Raw genomic sequence first — 15,765 nt, forward strand, 5'->3', positions numbered from 1 at the left:
GATAGGTGGCGCCAACCGGATGGTATTCGGTGTTGCACACGTACCAGGGCGCGGTGCAGGTGGCCGTGTTGGTGTGCTGCAGTGCGATGGGCACCACGCATTCAAATTGAGTCATCGGGTTTTCTCTACTTGAGGGGCGATGTGCGCGGCGTACTGTCCGCGATGATCGGTGTGCGAAGCGGGCTGATTGACGCCGGTATCGGTTTGCGAGGGGTGGTTATGCAGACCCTGATTGGCGAGTACCGCCTGCTCGGCATTGCGGTAGTCGGTCGGTACCGGGATCTGGTAAACCGTGCCGTTGGCCAGGACCACGCGGTAGCCTCGGGTCACCACCTGATGGTCAATTGATATGAGGCCGGTCTTGTCCAGCACGCCTTTTTTGAGTACCGCGCCGTCGGCCAACAGCGTGTAGGGCATGCCGGCCCAACCGTGGCTGGAGGCGTTTGGGGTGGGCGCCAGGCTCAGGCTGATCATTTCTTTTGACAGGATTTTGGGGTAATCCGGATGCGTGGCCTTCATGCTCGCCGGGCCGCTGTAGGCGAAGTGCGCCGCCTTGACCTTGTGGTCCCCGGCCGTGCCCGACTCGATGCAGCATTCGTCCAGGCTGAAGTAACTACCGCCACCGTTGAGGACGATTCTTTTCTTCGCCGTGATGTGTATTTCATCTTCCGTGCTGGTGATGTTCAGGCCATGCCGGGCGATCAGCTCCAGGCGATCGTTCTGAGCCTGCACGCTCACCGGGCCCTGGTTGGCGATCAGCTTGAGGCCAAGCTTGCGCACGAACAGGCTCATCCCCTGCCCCACGCCGATGAACAGGCGCTTGATCACGCTGAGGTCGGCCTCGCCGCCGGCGTTAAACATCAGGTTGTCCTTGGCCGCCAGTTGCAGGTGTTTTCCGCTGGTGAGGGCGATGCCTTGCGGGGCGCTGAGGAGCAGGACCTGGGACTTGAGTTGTTCCAGATCCTGGCGCAGCAGGTTTAGTTGCGCGGCGACGTCGGCCGGATCCGCTTTGGCGGTCTGCGCATCTGTGGAGAGCTGTTGCAGCTGTTCGGCGGCCTGTTGCAGGCGGGCCACGGCTTCGTCCATGTCCAGCACCTGACCTTGCGCCTTGGGCTGCGCATCGGCACTGATGAACACGCCCTTGCCCGCGCGCAGACTGCCCCAATCATCCGTGCGCAGCTCAAAACCGTCCCCGCGCTTGACCCTCTTGGCATCCACCAGATGCCCCAGATTGAGCTGGCTCTTGCCCCCATACTCGGTACTGAGCTTGATGTGCTCCTGCCCCCGAGTGTCGTCCAGGCGCAATTTGTTGTTGGCCGGTGTGCGCAACACATTGCGGTGGTCGTTGCGCTGGGTCACCAGGTCCGGGTGCTGGTCATCATGCAAGGCGTGGGCAATGTAGGGTCTATCCGGGTCGCCCTGTTCGAAAGCGATGGCCACTTCGGTGCCGGCGATCAGCGGCAGGTGCAGGCCGTAGGTGTCGCCGGCGTAGGCACGGGCCTGACGCAGCCATTTGCTTTCGCGGCCGGGTGGCCAGGTGTCGCGGTCAAAGAGGAATTTGACCCGGTAGCGGCCTTGCTGGTCGATTTCGGTGTACAGGGGGTTGCTCTGGGGGTGGGTGATGCGCGCCGGCAGGGTGCCGGCGATTTGTGGTTTGGGTGGTATTTCGGGGCGGAAGCACAGGCGCAAGGCATAGGGCATGGCTTCAAAATCGCAGGTCAGGCTGCGGTCGCGGGCGGCGCGGATGGCGATCTTTTTAATCACTACGCGGGGGGCGAAGGCCTTGGGGGTGTCGCCGCTGATGGTCAGGACCTGGCCGGGGGCCAGGGTGGCGCTGCTGCTGGTGCCGCTGAGGTGGGTCTGGTTGTTGAGGTAGCGCTCGTGGCGCAGGGGTGCGTAGAAAAAGCCGCTTTCGCTTTGCAGGTCTTCGTCACGCAGGTGGGCCTTGCCGAGCACGCGGTAGGGCTCGGCGTAGTGGTAGGCCTCGCCGTAGGTGTTGTCGGCGCCGGGGCGTTCGACTTTGCCGTGGACGGCCGGCTCGCCCTGGGTCTGGTCGACTTCGCCATCGAGGTAGGCGCGGCTGTCTTCGGGGTGGTAGGCGCGCACGTTGACCTGCTGTTCCACCACTTGGTGGCGGGTCTGCAGGGCCCAGACGCTGTCCTCGTCGCTGTTGCTGAAGCCCGAGGGCGAGCGCAGCGGCAGCTCGACGTCGAACTGGTAGCAGCGCTGGTCGTCGCAGAACTCGACCATGTCGAAGTGGAGTTTTTCGTGTTGGGTGCAGCGGTACCAGATGCCGACTTCGGCGAGGATCCGGCTGATGAAGGCCAGGTCGCTTTCCTGGTACTGCATGACCTGTTCGCGGGACGGGTAGTCGCGCTTGAGGGTGAAGCGAAAGTGCCCGGTGTCCAGATCGTGGCGGCTGCGCAGGATGCTTTTGACGATGTCCGGCACGGACTGGTGCTGATAGATGCGCGTTTGCTGGCCGCGATCGAGCAAGGCCAGGCGCGGTTGCAGGGTGACTTCGTAGCGGGCTTCGTCGACCGACCCGGACAGGCGCTGGCAGCCGGTGATGCGGCCGTACAGGGTGCGCAGGGGTTTGGGTGGCTTGGGTTCGTCCCAGGACATCACCGGCCGCGTCGACGGGTGGGCGTACAGGCTGAACTCGGCGTATTGGCCGATGAGTTTTTCCGCGCCGATGTCGAGGTCGCTGGCGGTGAATTCGATGCGGTAGAGGTAGGGTTGGCTGAGGTACTCATGACCTTCGAAGGCGAGGACGTCGAGGTGGGTATCGAGTTGGTCGATCTTGAGTTTGTGGCGGCTGTGGTCGTAAAAAGTGCGCAGCGGATTGCTCATGCTCAGTCCTTCCTGGTCTGCGGGGGACGGGCAGGAAAGGCAGTGCTTTCACCCGGGTCCCGGGGGATGAAAGCATTGAAAAATTGGAGAACAGTTGAAATAGGAAGCTTCTGAGGTGTGTGTAGGACGCGTCCAAAAAGTTGCAGTGCTTGATCTGTAGGGTTTATTCGTCTCTGGTTTTTGTGGCGAGGGATTGCGTGTGGCACAGGTCAACTGTAGGAGCGAGCAGGCTCGCGAGGGTGGTTAACGATGACGCGGGCATTCTGGATGCCCGCAGCGCTCTCGGGTTTTTCGCGAGCGTGCTCGCTCCTACAGGGGTCGGGGCTGTTCGCGGATTTTGTGGATGGCACAGATCAACTGTAGGAGCGAGCAGGCTCGCGATGGCGGTTAACGATGACGTGGGCATTCTGGATGCCCGCAGCGCTCTCGGGTTTTTCGCGAGCGTGCTCGCTCCTACAGGGGTCGGGGCTGTTCGCGGATTTTGTGGATGGCACAGATCAACTGTAGGAGCGAGCAGGCTCGCGATAGTGGTTAACGATGACGCGGGCATTCTGGTTACTCGCCCGATCCAGTAGTACCCTCACCCTCCGGTACCACCTTGTTCTGCGTCAAATACCGCTCCAGCGTCTCGTTGGTCGGCGAGTTGTCCCCGGCCACCTGCCACAAGCGCCGCTCGATGCCCTGCGCCAGCATATGCCCCACCGCCGCCTCGATCGCCGACAGCACACACAATTGCGCCGGTTCGTTAGTGGTGTAGCCCACCTCGGCCTCCAGCAACTTCTTGAACTCGATGAACTTGAACACCCCGGCGCTGCGGGCCACGGAGTAGATCGTCTTGCTGGTCATCACGTTGGCCAGCACCTGGCCGCTGCGCACGTCCACCGCACGCAGGTTCACCGTGACCTGATCCACGCGATACTCCCGGGCAATGTCGATGCCCAGATAGCGCGCCCCTTCCCCGCCGCTGCGCACGTTGGTGTCATAGGCGATGATGCCGCCTTCGAGCATCATGTTCGCCGCCTGCAGCGGTGGCAGTTCCCCCATGATGTTCACCGGCGTATTGGGTTTCTTTTGCGAGGCGCGGATGATCTTGCGTTCGGTCAGCAGGTTCTGCAGCCCTTCGCGCTCAAGCACCACGAACCAGCCGCTGGCCTGCAACGCATCCATCAGCATGCTTGCCGCGCCCTGCGTGACACTGGTGGAGAATGAACTGGCCGGGGTCGGCTTGTACTGCCCGGTCTGGTCGCGGAAGCCATAGACCACCGCCATCAACCGCCCCTTGGGCCGTGGCATGTTGAGCAAGTCGTAGTAGGTCGAAGCCCTAGGGGTCAGGGTCGGCGTTTCCGTGTCCTGTTCGGCGGACATCGGCTCGCGCAGACCACAGCCGCAAAGCGCCGCCAGCAACATCCCCAGCACGATTGTTTTTTTCATGTCTGTAACTCCCCATCAACCCGAATCCCCTTCAAGGGGCGATGCCATTCACCTGGATTTCCGACACTTCACCGGTCAAACGATCGGTGACATTGATGGTCAGTGCCCCGGAGTCGTCGATCACATCGACGATAAAAGCGTCCGTTGACAGGCTCCCCGTGTTGCCCGTGGATATGTTGTCGAGCAATTGCCCCAGCAATCGCGATTGCAGCTGACTGGTAAACCGCTCCAGAGCCGAAGTCGCGGCCACCGTGGTGCGGTCTTTCAAGTCAGGGTCGTCGTAGTCGTTCTGTGACTGGGCGTTGTTGAGCAACCAGGTGCCGTTCAGCGGGTTGCCACCAAACGACGGGTTGACGGGGGTGTACACCAGTTCGGTAGCCTGGACCAGGCCGCAACCGCCGAGGCCGAGCAGACACAGGCCGGTACGTTGCAAGAAAGTTTTTTCCTTCATAGTTCGTCCCTCTCAAGGTCGGTGGTGTCCTGCAACAGGGCTTCGAGCTTGCGCCGCACGATCTGCGCGCGGACCAGGTCGGCTGCCTCATAGGCCTCGTCTTTCAACTCCACGGTGTTCGGCGGCAGAAAGCGTCGATACACCAGGCGTTGCTGAAACTCCACGGTCACCAGGCTGCCCCAGCGCGCCGAAGGTCTTTCCCGTACCACCAGGTTGAAATCCATCGGGCTGGTGGCACGCAGGCGTTCACTGAACGAGTAATAAAAGTCATGGCCGATGTGCGAAATCGTGTCGTCAATGATGAAACCGAGCATTTCGTCTTCTTCGGCCGCCGGAGCGGAACTCGTGCTGAACATCAGCACCAGCGCCGCCAGCCAACTGCGATTCATGGCTGCAACGCCTGGGGTGCATTGGACTGGTTTTTGGCAGGACCGGAAGTACCGTCGAGGAAGGCTTTTTCCGCCACGAACTGCCAGTCCTTGTAGCTGGCCATGCCGTTGAAGTCCGACCACTGACTGGGGAAGTCCGCCTGCTTCAGCGGCCTCTGCTCGGAGGGGCAGTACACCCCGGTAATACGTCCGTCAGTGCCACGCATCAGCTCCCACTCGCCGCCGCCGACAGGGTCCGGATATAACTGGCGGATATGGCGCTTGGCCGAGGGGAAACGCTCGTCCTGCAACAAGTCGGCAAGCTCTTTGGGGTACAAGGCCACGCCTGGCGAACTGCGGTAATAGCTGCGCAGCGCCTGGGCATACTGAGTGCCGACCCAAAGCAACTGGCGCTCGCGATCGCGGCGGGCGGCGGTGGCCCACAACTCCCCGGCACTGGCCAGGCCCATGCCCATCACCATGATCAGAAACAGCACACCCAGGTAGGTGAAGCCGTCCTCGCGCGCAGGCTTACCACTCGGAATAACGGCTGCCATCACGCGCCCTCCCTGTAGCGCCACTCTTGATATCGGCCACCCCGCCCGCCACGCCTTCGGGCGGTGCCACCAAGACCCAGGTGTCCTTGCGCTCGGCGATCGGGTCGGTCGGCAGAACGCGCAGGTAGCGCTGTTCGACCAGTTGATCAATGGAGTCGGGATACCGCCCGGTATCGCCGTAGTAGTGGTCCAGCGCCTCACGCATGGCCGACAGGCTCTGGCGCAGGGTGGTCTCTTTGGACGCCTCCAGGCTGTTGAAATAGCGTGGCAAGGCGATCGTCATCAAGGTGGCGATGATTGCCATGACCACCATCAGTTCCAACAGGGTAAAACCCTTTTGCCGACGCATGATTTCACCACTCCCGATAGGTGACGCCGTTGAGCCCCTTGCCGCGGGCCTTGGAGTAGACGTCAAAGACGTCCTCGCCCTCCCGCGGGTTCTCGGCCGAACTGTCATAGGAGCGCAGGCCCCAGCCACCTTCGTCGTCGCGCTTGACCACAGCCAGCGGGTCGCGGGGGATGCGCCGCAGGAAATAGAACTTGCCGCCCTTGGCGCTGCGCACGTCACGCACGCCATCGACCAGTATTTTCAGGTTCGGCGGATAGCCACTGCTGTTCAGTGTCTTCTCGATGTAACCGGCATCGAATGCCCGCTTGTAAGCGTCGATGGCATCGCGAATCTGGTACAGCGCGGTGCGCAGTTCCTGCTCTTTGCCCCGGCGCACCACGGTCTCGGTCAGCGGCGCGGCCATACCGGCCAGCAGGCCGATCAGGGCCAGCGTCACCACGACTTCGATCAGGGTAAAACCGCGTTGCGAGGCGTTCATGATCATGGCTTCTCGATGGTTACTGTGGTGGCGATCGGCGATGCCATGTTCGGCGCCTGTACCGATGCACCCATTGAACGATCCGGTGCCTGGATGTGCATGCTGGTTTCGGTGCCGGTCGGGAATTCCATGTCCGACGGACTCTGGTACGGCAGGTTGCGCACAATGCGCGGGGTGATCGACAGCACCAGCTCGGATTTGATGACGTCGTCCCGGTTGCTGCCGAACAAACGGCCCAGGCCGGGAATGTCGCCAAGACCCGGGATCTTGTTACCGGTGCTGCCATGGTCGTTGCGCACCAGGCCGGCGAGAATCTGCGTTTCGCCGTCATGCAGACGCAAGGTGGTCTGGGCGTTGCGGGTATCGACCTGGACCGGAATGGTGCCCTGGCGGGTCGGTTCCAGTGGCGTGGCGTTGCTGACTTCCAGCGCGACCTTGATGGCGACTTCGTTGTTCAGGTGCACGGTGGGTTGCACTTCCAGTTTCAAACCGACATCGAGGTAAGTCACGCTCTCGGTGATCACCGGCCCCTGGGTCGAAGGCACCGAAGTGGCGCTGATGATCGGCACCCGCTGACCGATGTGGATACGCGCCTGTTCACGGTTGCTGACCCGAATCACCGGGCTTGCCAGGGTGTTGATGTCCTTGTCCTGGGCGTTGATCTTGGCCTGTGGTGACGGGTTGATGGTGATCCGGCCGGAGTTGATGCCTTTGAGTTGATCGAGGAGGGTCACCGCCGATCCGTCGCTGTTGACGACACCAAAGGTGTTCGGCCATTGCAGGCCAAGGTCAAGAATGCGCTGGCGGGCCACTTCCATCACTTCTACTTCCAGCACCACTTCGGGGTTGGACTGGTCCTGGGACTGCAGCAGTTTCTCGGCCATGCGGATGGCATCGCTGCTGTCACGCATGGTCAGGGTATTGAGGCGTTCGTCGACGAACACGTCACGGGTCTTGAGCATGGTCTTGACCATGTTCAACGCAGTGTTGGCATCGATGCTGGTCAGGTAGAAGGTACGCATCACCAGCTCCTGATAATCCTTGAGCTTCTGCGGCGAGTCGGGGTAGATCAGCAAGGTGTTTTCATTCACCACTTTCTGATGCAGCTGGTTCTGTTGCAGCAGCAGTTCCACGGCGTCTTCGATGCGCACATCACGCACGAAGATGGTGGCTTTCATGTCCGGGCGCAGATCCTTGTCGAAAATGAAATTCAGACCGGCAACCTGGGACAGCACTTCAAAGATGGTCTTGAGGTAGGCATCCCGAAACTCCAGGGTCACCGGCCGGTCGAGACGGGTGCGCAACTGCGGGTACGCCACCACATTGCGGCTCTGTACCAGACGGATGTTGTCTTGCAGCTCCAGGGCGCCTTCATTTTTCGGATCCAGCTCAAGAATCTGTTTGACCTGGCGGTCGGCGCCGTAGATGTCGCCGCGACGCAGGTCGCCGCGGGCCAGTTCAAGCTTCTCATCCATGCTGCGCAGGTAGTCGAGCTGACGCAGGGAATCCTGGGCGCGACGGTTGTTCGGTTCAATGTTCAGCACCCGGCTGTAAGACATGCGAGCGCCGGCGAAATTGCGCTGGGCCCGATCCATGTCGCCCTGGGTCATCAGCGCCTTCACCGCACGGGTGCGACCGTTGTTCAGGGCGATGTGCAGCTGTGTATCGCGCGGATTTTCACGCAACCCCTCTTCGATGCGAGCCAGACCTGCTTCATACTGGCCCGCCTCGATCAGGTCGGACGCTTCCTCGTTGGCGAGCTGCGCCGTACTGCACGCAGCCAGCCCTAAACAGATCGCAAGGCTCAACAGCAAACGGGATCGGTTCATTGCGTGCTCCCCACAGACAAGGTCTGCGATAAACGCAGCGGCAGGTAGACCAGGCTCAGTTCCGCATCGGAAATCCGCTCGATCCGCCAGGTTTCGTCGATCACATCCCCTTTGCGCACGACGTAGATCTTTTCGCCGCTCTGCAAAAACACCTGCAGATCGGAGCGGTCAGCCAGCCTGCCGACAAACTCGAAGGGCACTGGCGGTGCAGTGGGGACTTGCACCTCTGGAGTCACGTCTACCGGTTGTTCGATGACGGTGGCGAGTGCCGGCGCGGCTTTCCAGCTGCGGGTAACGAACAGATCGCCCGCCGGGCTCAGGTCCTTGATCGCCACCGGCAAGGCGCGGGCTGGCGCGGCAGTCTGTGGGGCAGTTTTTGTGCCTTTGGCCGGGGTGGTCACGCTGGCGACCGCCAGGTCGCTGTCATCATCACGTTTGAGCAATTCGGGAATCCAGGCCAGCGCCGCCGCCACGCCGAAGAACGCCAGCCAACTCACAACACGTTTGGTATTCATCATGACCTCGACAGGTAAAGGGTCATGCGGATCCGCCCGGTCAGGTCGGTATCGGCGATTTTCTTGCGCTGCAACTCCACGTCCTCAAGCACCACCGCCGGCAACTGGCCGAGCAAGGCGTGCAAAAAGCGCCGTAGTTGCGGATAGCTGCCGCGCACCGGCAACAGAATCTGGTACCGCGCCAGGTGGGTCTTGGGGTCGATACCCAGGGAGTATTCACCCCGGGCCAGGGTGATGCGCTCCTGGGCAGCCAGGGCGTAGATCTTGTCGATGGCGACGGTGGCCTGGGGCTGTGACGGCAGCTTGCTGCGGAAGTCGTCGAGCTGACGCTGCGGCACCACCGGGGCGGTGACTGTGCCGTCCTCGACCCGGGCCAGGTACTCGCTGGCTTCGCGGGTCTGCTGGCTCAGGTGCTGCAGCGACTGCCAGTCCGGCAACAATCCGGCCAGGCCGTAGGTCAGCGCCAGCACCAGCATTGCCAACCCGGTGAGGCCTGGTACACCCAGGCCCTGCAGGTATTCGTGGACGATCAATTTAGGGATTTGCATCGCCGATCTCCCAGGTAGCTGACAGGTTGAACTGCACCGGGTGTTCCGGCACGTTGGCAACGATTTCGTGACTGAGCAGCGAGACATCGGACAGCTCTTCGCTGGCCTCGAGACGCCGGTGGAAGTCGAGCATGGCGTCCAGGTCGCGCGCCTCGGCGCTGATCCGCACCTGGCCCTTGCGAGCGTCCGGGGTCAGGGTCAGCAGGGCCACGTTTTCCCGTGGCATGGCTTCCAGCGAGGCGAACAAACGCTCCCAGGGCCGGCGCAGTTGCAGGGAGACCTTGCGCATTTCCGCGAGGTTGTGCGCCTGCTCACGGGTTTGCGCCGGGGTCAGGCTGACCTTGCCGCCCGTGTCCCCGGTGAGCACACGCTGAGCGGTTTGCAGGTCGCCCTGCTGCTGTTCGGCCTCGCCGCTCAAGTGCTGCTGCACCAGCAGGCAGGTCAGTGTCAGCACCACGCCACCGGCCAGCAGGCTCCAGCCCAGGGGACCGGCGCGGCGACGGGGCTGAAAGTCGAGCACCAGGGCGCGCATTTCAGGCCACCGCCCGAGACATGACGTACAGGCTATCGCGTACGGATGTCCGGTCTTCGTCAAGGCTGCGCAGGTGCACACCGGGCACTTCGGGGTGTGAGTCAACACGTGCCGGGGCATGCAGGTAAACGTTCAGTGGCCGCTCGCTGGTGGAGGCCTGCAACTGGGTTTCGCGGCCGATCAGCGCGGTCAATGCAGCATCGCTGTCGCTGCTGCCCACCGAGCGCACCGAACTCCAGCGCCCTTCCCGAGCCAGCAACAGTACGCTGCGCACCGGCTCGGCGACCACGAACAGGAAGTCGCCGGCGTCGAAGCTCTTATCGAAATGATTGAACGCTGCCATCAGGTACGGCTGCACCGAACGCAGGCGCAGGCCTCGAGCGCTGGCCAGGCTGCGCAGACGATCGAGCAGGCCTTGCGGCAGCGCACTGGCCACCCGGTCGTAGCCCGCAGGCTCGGCCGACAACACCAGGCTCCAGGGTTGCGTCGGTGCTCCGTAGAGGTCCTCGAAACACAGCTGGGCAAAACCGAGCAGTTCACTCGGGGTGCTGATCTGGTCGCTCCACGGCACCAGACAAAACCGGCTGAAGTGTCCGGAAATCACCACGGTCAGCTCCGCCCTGGTGGTGACATGTTCGGCCAGCAGGCGGTCGAGGGTGTCCAGCGCCACGGTCCAGGCCTGGAAGCCTTCGTCGATGTAGCCGACGCTGCCCAGCCAGTGGGTGGCGCTGCCCTGGCGCTGACCCAGGCCGACGCCACTGGCGCCGAGCACGGCGACGTATTGATCACGAGATAAAAGTGACACGATTGATCTCCTCGAGAGTGGTACGACCTTGTTCCACCAGTTCAAGCGCCGATTCGCGCAACAGACGCAAGCCACGTTTGCAGGCATGGGCCTTGATTTTCGAAATGGGCTGACGCTCGACGATCATTTGCCGCAGTTCGTCGTCCAGGTGCAGCAGCTCGGCAATGGCGCTGCGTCCGCGATATCCAGTGCCACGGCAATGGCCGCAACCCTTGCCGTGAACGAAGTGGTAGTGCGCGACCTGAAGCGGGTCGAGCCCCGAGGCCTGCAACTCTTCCTCGCTGGGGCTGTAGGCTGTGCTGCAACTGGTGCAGACCAGCCGAATCAGGCGCTGAGCCAGCACCGCATTGAGCGCGGAGACGAGACTGTATGGGTCGATCTCCATCTGGGTGAAGCGGCCAATCACGTCAAACACGTTGTTGGCGTGAATGGTGGTGAACACCAGGTGACCGGTGAGCGCCGACTGCACGGCGATCTGCGCAGTGTCCGGGTCGCGGATTTCGCCGACCATGATCTTGTCCGGGTCATGGCGCAGGATCGAGCGCAGGCCACGGGCGAACGTCAGGCCTTTCTTCTCGTTGACGGGAATTTGCAGCACGCCTGGCAGTTGGTACTCCACCGGGTCCTCAATGGTGATGATCTTGTCCACGCCGTGGTTGATCTCGGTAATCATCGCGTACAGGGTGGTGGTCTTGCCGCTGCCGGTAGGGCCGGTCACCAGCACCATGCCGTAGGGTTCGGCCGCCAGCCGGCGCAGCTGGCGCAGGGTGTCCTCTTCAAAACCCAGGGCCTGCAATTGCACGCCACAGACCTTGTCCGCCAGGTCCTGCTTGTCGAGCACCCGCAGTACCGCGTCCTCGCCGAAAATGCTCGGCATGATCGACACCCGAAAGTCGATCTGGCGGCCGCTGATACCGATTTTGAAGCGCCCGTCCTGGGGCACGCGTTTTTCGCCAATGTCCAGTTCGGCCATGACCTTGACTCGGGAAATCACCTGTTCGGCAAACTCGCTGCCCTGGATCTTGCTGATGTTGTTCAACACACCATCGATCCGGTACTTGATCACCAGCCCGCTGCCGGTGGTACCGAGGTGGATGTCACTGGCGTGCATTTTCAGCGCGTCGTACAGGGTTGAGTTGACCAGCTTGACCACCACGCTGGCGTCTTCACTGATGCTGGTCAGCGACAGGCTTTGCAGGGTGTCGATTTCGGCGCCGCCTTCGGCCTGGGCATTGAGCGATTCCACCGCGTGGAAGCTTTCTTCGTGGCGCGCCAGGTAGGCCTTGAGGTCGTCGGCATGCACCAGGTACAGCGGCGCCCCATGCAGGCAATCGTCGATCCAGGCCAGGCGTGCAGTGTCGAAGGGGTCGGCAAACACGCCGATGACCGCATCGTCGTGTCGCAGCAGGATGAATTCACGCTTGAGGCATTGGGCCAGGGTGACCCGATCGAAGACCGGGGTGGACTGGAAGAGGCTGTCGGTGTCCAGTACCGGATAATGCAGGGTCGCACCGAGGCACTGAATGAACGGCATGGGTGCCAGTTCGGACAACTCTGCAAGAGCGTTCAGTACTCGCTCGCCGGAAGAGGCCGCCAGGGCCCGTGCCTGGGCCAATTGCTCACTGCAGAAGCGTGACGGTACAGATTCCAGCGGCGCCGGTTCTGCGGCAAGGGATAGACGGTCCATGGCTTGCTCTCCAACGCCCGGGGCTTTGAGCCCTGTCGGCGCGGCGAGCAATTACGGCGGGGGCCGAAACCTCTTGTCGCGCCATTACTCCCCGGTGAGCAATTGTTCGTCGTCTGGCGCCATGGAAGCCGATGAACTGCGTCGGCGATCTGCAAGCACCCAACTACCGTCGTACAACTGCAGCGGGAAACTCTCGGTCCTGCTCTGGCGTCGTTCGACAAAGCCTGCAGAAGTGCTCACACCCGCTTTGGGTTCGCGCTTTACCCCTAGAAGATCACAGACTGCCCGGGCCAATTCCGCCATTGGAAAGGGTTTGAACAGGATATGGCTGACGCCCATTTGCCGGGCCCGCTCACAGACTTCAGCGGTTGGGTGCCCGGTAATCAGCACGAAATGACACTTCCCGTTCCGGCGGACGGCATCGAGCACCTCAAAGCCTTCGATATCGGGCAAGCGGTAATCGAACACCATCACATTGGGGTGGAATTCATCGGCCTCACCGATTCCGTCTACCCCGTTATGAGCAATTCTGACTTCCAGCCCTTGCGCCTGCAGGTAATCCTGGAGGTTATGTGCAAGCAGCTGTTCGTCTTCGACAACCAGTACTTTGTTCACCAAGGTGGACTCCTTGAAACCGCAGGTCCGGGATTTGAACCTGTCAGAGTGCGCGCCCTATCGGGACTAACGCACACTTCATGCCAGGCTGGGTGCCGGTAATATCAGGTTTTCATGTCCTTGAATTTAAAAACAATGCCATCTGGTACGCAAGTTCCATCCCCCAGACTCGGGGAAAACCATCGGACTGGCATTGAAGTTTTTCCCCCACTTTCGGGGAATTCCCCTATTCATCGTCAATCCGCTCGATTCGATTGCTTGACCGCAACTGCGCCAGTGCCTGTAGACGAGCCTGCACCTGTTTTTGCCGGGCGAGGTACGCCCGAACCATGTCAAGTCCTTGCTCTTCTGGGACATCCGCCGCCTCCAGGTGGTTCTGTAAATTAATCAGATGCCAGCCCAGCGCAGTGCGAACCGGTTCACTGACCGCCCCCGGCGCCAGGGCAAAAGCCGCGGCCTCGAACTGCGGCAGCATACGCCCGCGAGGGAAGTAACCCAGGTCGCCGCCCGCACTGGCCGAAGCGTCTTCGGAGGCGCTGCGGGCCACCGTGGCAAAATCAGCTCCGGCGGCGATCGTCGCACGTAGTTCAACCAAGCGTAGCCGTGCGGCCTCGACGGTGGAAGCGTCTGCTGCGGGGGCAACTTTAATCAAAATGTGTCTGGCCTGGACTTCCTCTGGCCGACTCATCTGCGCGCGGTGTTCGGCATAAAAGTCCCGGACCTCCTGTTCGTCAGGCTCGCCGGCCTTGGTGAGATCGTTAAACACCTGCCGGGCCGCCAGTTCGCGACGGGTATATTCGATGTAGCCGGCCTCGTCGAAACCGGCATCTTCCAGGCGCCGGACGAACACCTGCGCTCCGCCCATCGCCTGCCGTGTCTGCTCGACCTGATCCTGCACAGCCTCATCACTGATCACCACACCGCGCCTGAGCGCCTCCTGCCACAACAATTCCCGGTCGATCAAAGCGTCCAGCGCCGCCCTGCGCAACTGCTCGTAGGCCTTGGGATTGCGAATGCTGCCCACCGCCCGGCCTTGATCCTCCAGGTACTCGGCGAAATAACGCTCCAGGCGCAACTGGGAAATTTCCTCGCCATTGACCCGCGCCACGGCCGGACCATTGCTGCACCACGCCACGGGCAACCACAGCGCCGACAGGACCAGCAAAGCGTTGAGTTTCATGATCGGCCTCCAGTCAGGGCGCGGCGACAATGGGTTTGTAGGGAGCAACCAGATAGAAGCGCTGGTCGGGCAGATCCACCGTGACGATATGCGCACCGCTCAAGCCCAGGCGCCGTCCCGGGCCGAAGCTGATCAGCGGCGTCAGACCGGTGTCGAAGTCATGCAGGCCTTCGAGGGCATTGACCAGCTTTTCGCGGCTGGCATCGCGCCCGGCCTGCTTCATGCCTTCGCTAAGCAGCATCATCGAACTGAACGCGCCCACCTGCAGCACCCCGTACTGGCCACCGAGCCCCTGATGCTCGCGCAACTGGGTCAGGGCCAGGCGCCCGGCGTGGGTCCAGTCGCTGGGTACGAATGGATAGGCGAGAAATACCCGACGGGAAAAATCATTGGGCACCTGCAACAGATTCCCCGCCACCTGGTTCGACGCGGCGAACAGGTAGGGCACCTGCCCCGCCGTGCGCAAACGATCGGCAAGACTGCTGAAACCGCTGCCGCTGCCCAGGTAAAACACCGATCGCGAGCCCAGCGGCAACTCATCCCGGGTCGGGTCGTAGGCAAGCAGGCGCACGTCTTTCCAGGCGTGATCCTGCAAGTACTGACTGAGTTCCTGTGCTGCCAGCCGTTGCCCGGGCTCATCCGGGTAGGCAACCAGCGTCGGCCCCGGCAACACTCGCAGGCTGGAGCCGGCATAGTCGGCCAGGGCAATCATCTGTTCGCGCAACCCCGGCAACGGTTCGAAAATCTGCGGGCTGGCCTGCACCGTGCCCTGCATGGACAACGGCCCGATCAGGGGAATACCGGCCTTTTCCAGGCGTGCCGCAAGGTCCGGGTCGAGTGCCGGCGCCAGCGGAGCGATCATGGCAAAGACCTGTTCCTGCTCAATCAGACGCTCCAGCGCCTGTTCGGCGCTGGCGCGGTCGGTACCGGGGTCAAGGATGGTCAGGCGCAAATGCCGGCCATGAATCCCGCCTGCGCCATTGATGCGCGCCACGCAGCCCTTGAGCACCGCCGCCACCGTGGCGCCCTCCTCGCTCAACGGTCCCGACCCTGGCAACAATGTCCCCAGGTGCAGGCTGTCGGGGGTCAGACCCGGATCGCGATCATCGGCCAGGCGCTTGAGGTAGGCGGTGAGGTTGCGCTGATCGTTGATCGAGAGCACGAACCTTGGCATCGTCGGGTCAAGCCGATTGTTGCCGGGGTCACGCCCCTCCTGTATCGCCCGCGCCACGCTGGCTTCGCTGTAGGCCGGATAATTGCGGCCATTGATCTGCTGCTGGCCATGACTGCTGGTCAGCCGCGACCAGCTCAGGTCCGGTGGTCGCACCCCACCCTCCGGTCGGCCGAGGCCGTCGGCGCCATGGCAGTTGGCGCACGGCAGGCTGGTAGCGGGCAGTACCATGTCTGCCGCGCCGACCCGGGCCATGATGGGGGCACCGCTGGCGGACATACCTTCGCGGTACAGTCGCTTACCGGCACTTTCGCTGACAGTCAGCGGCAGCGCCTGCACGCTCAGGGTGATGCCGCCGAGCAATAACAGGCCAAGAACCAGGGCAGTATTCATGGC

Annotated in this window: 16 protein-coding genes; all 16 read right to left on the minus strand. The window is 62.2% G+C overall.

Annotated elements, in window-relative coordinates:
• Window positions 1-111 precede the first annotated feature (111 nt).
• The 16 genes from KW839_RS26880 to KW839_RS26955 all read right to left on the minus strand — a co-directional run bounded on the left by KW839_RS26880 (window position 112) and on the right by KW839_RS26955 (window position 15,762).
• Window positions 112-2,853, minus strand: a complete 2,742-nt coding sequence (locus KW839_RS26880) for a type VI secretion system Vgr family protein (RefSeq protein WP_218425992.1) — start codon at window positions 2,851-2,853, stop codon at window positions 112-114.
• A 555-nt stretch (window positions 2,854-3,408) separates the two neighbouring features.
• A complete protein-coding gene (locus KW839_RS26885) occupies window positions 3,409-4,284 on the minus strand; it encodes a CsgG/HfaB family protein (protein ID WP_218425993.1) in 876 nt (291 codons plus the stop codon).
• Between the two features lie 31 nt (window positions 4,285-4,315).
• Window positions 4,316-4,735 carry a curli assembly protein CsgF gene (locus KW839_RS26890; protein ID WP_218425994.1) on the minus strand — a complete coding sequence of 140 codons (420 nt, stop codon included), beginning with the start codon at window positions 4,733-4,735 and terminating at the stop codon, window positions 4,316-4,318.
• On the minus strand, window positions 4,732-5,124 hold the full coding sequence (gene csgE / locus KW839_RS26895) for a curli production assembly/transport protein CsgE (protein ID WP_218425995.1): 393 nt from the start codon (window positions 5,122-5,124) through the stop codon (window positions 4,732-4,734). Before csgE ends, KW839_RS26890 begins: the two co-directional genes overlap by 4 nt.
• Window positions 5,121-5,660 (minus strand): type II secretion system GspH family protein, encoded by a 540-nt coding sequence (locus tag KW839_RS26900; protein WP_218425996.1) that lies wholly within the window; start codon window positions 5,658-5,660, stop codon window positions 5,121-5,123. The genes csgE and KW839_RS26900 overlap by 4 nt, the downstream gene beginning before the upstream one ends.
• Window positions 5,635-6,009, minus strand: a complete 375-nt coding sequence (locus KW839_RS26905) for a type II secretion system protein (RefSeq protein ID WP_060541885.1) — start codon at window positions 6,007-6,009, stop codon at window positions 5,635-5,637. The genes KW839_RS26900 and KW839_RS26905 overlap by 26 nt, the downstream gene beginning before the upstream one ends.
• Window positions 6,010-6,013: 4 nt before the next feature.
• On the minus strand, window positions 6,014-6,487 hold the full coding sequence (locus KW839_RS26910) for a type II secretion system protein (RefSeq protein ID WP_218425997.1): 474 nt from the start codon (window positions 6,485-6,487) through the stop codon (window positions 6,014-6,016).
• A 2-nt stretch (window positions 6,488-6,489) separates the two neighbouring features.
• Window positions 6,490-8,316, minus strand: coding sequence for a secretin N-terminal domain-containing protein (locus KW839_RS26915; protein WP_218425998.1), 1,827 nt, complete (start codon window positions 8,314-8,316; stop codon window positions 6,490-6,492).
• Entirely contained in the window at window positions 8,313-8,831 is a 519-nt protein-coding gene (locus tag KW839_RS26920) for a hypothetical protein (protein WP_218425999.1), read from the minus strand. The genes KW839_RS26915 and KW839_RS26920 overlap by 4 nt, the downstream gene beginning before the upstream one ends.
• Window positions 8,831-9,379 (minus strand): GspMb/PilO family protein, encoded by a 549-nt coding sequence (locus KW839_RS26925; RefSeq protein ID WP_060541881.1) that lies wholly within the window; start codon window positions 9,377-9,379, stop codon window positions 8,831-8,833. Before KW839_RS26925 ends, KW839_RS26920 begins: the two co-directional genes overlap by 1 nt.
• Window positions 9,366-9,911: a PilN domain-containing protein gene (locus KW839_RS26930; protein ID WP_218426000.1), complete on the minus strand. Its 546-nt coding sequence runs from the start codon at window positions 9,909-9,911 to the stop codon at window positions 9,366-9,368. Before KW839_RS26930 ends, KW839_RS26925 begins: the two co-directional genes overlap by 14 nt.
• A 1-nt stretch (window position 9,912) precedes the next feature.
• Window positions 9,913-10,716 (minus strand): hypothetical protein, encoded by an 804-nt coding sequence (locus tag KW839_RS26935; protein WP_060541879.1) that lies wholly within the window; start codon window positions 10,714-10,716, stop codon window positions 9,913-9,915.
• Window positions 10,697-12,403, minus strand: coding sequence for a GspE/PulE family protein (locus tag KW839_RS26940; protein ID WP_060541878.1), 1,707 nt, complete (start codon window positions 12,401-12,403; stop codon window positions 10,697-10,699). The genes KW839_RS26935 and KW839_RS26940 overlap by 20 nt, the downstream gene beginning before the upstream one ends.
• Window positions 12,404-12,487: 84 nt before the next feature.
• Window positions 12,488-13,021, minus strand: a complete 534-nt coding sequence (locus KW839_RS26945) for a response regulator (protein ID WP_218426001.1) — start codon at window positions 13,019-13,021, stop codon at window positions 12,488-12,490.
• A gap of 223 nt (window positions 13,022-13,244) precedes the next feature.
• Window positions 13,245-14,198, minus strand: coding sequence for a peptidylprolyl isomerase (locus KW839_RS26950; protein ID WP_218426002.1), 954 nt, complete (start codon window positions 14,196-14,198; stop codon window positions 13,245-13,247).
• Window positions 14,199-14,211: 13 nt separating this feature from the next.
• Window positions 14,212-15,762, minus strand: coding sequence for an ABC transporter substrate-binding protein (locus KW839_RS26955; protein ID WP_218426003.1), 1,551 nt, complete (start codon window positions 15,760-15,762; stop codon window positions 14,212-14,214).
• Window positions 15,763-15,765 lie beyond the last annotated feature (3 nt).

It is taken from the genome of Pseudomonas sp. PDM31 (assembly GCF_019218965.1).
Lineage (GTDB): Bacteria > Pseudomonadota > Gammaproteobacteria > Pseudomonadales > Pseudomonadaceae > Aquipseudomonas.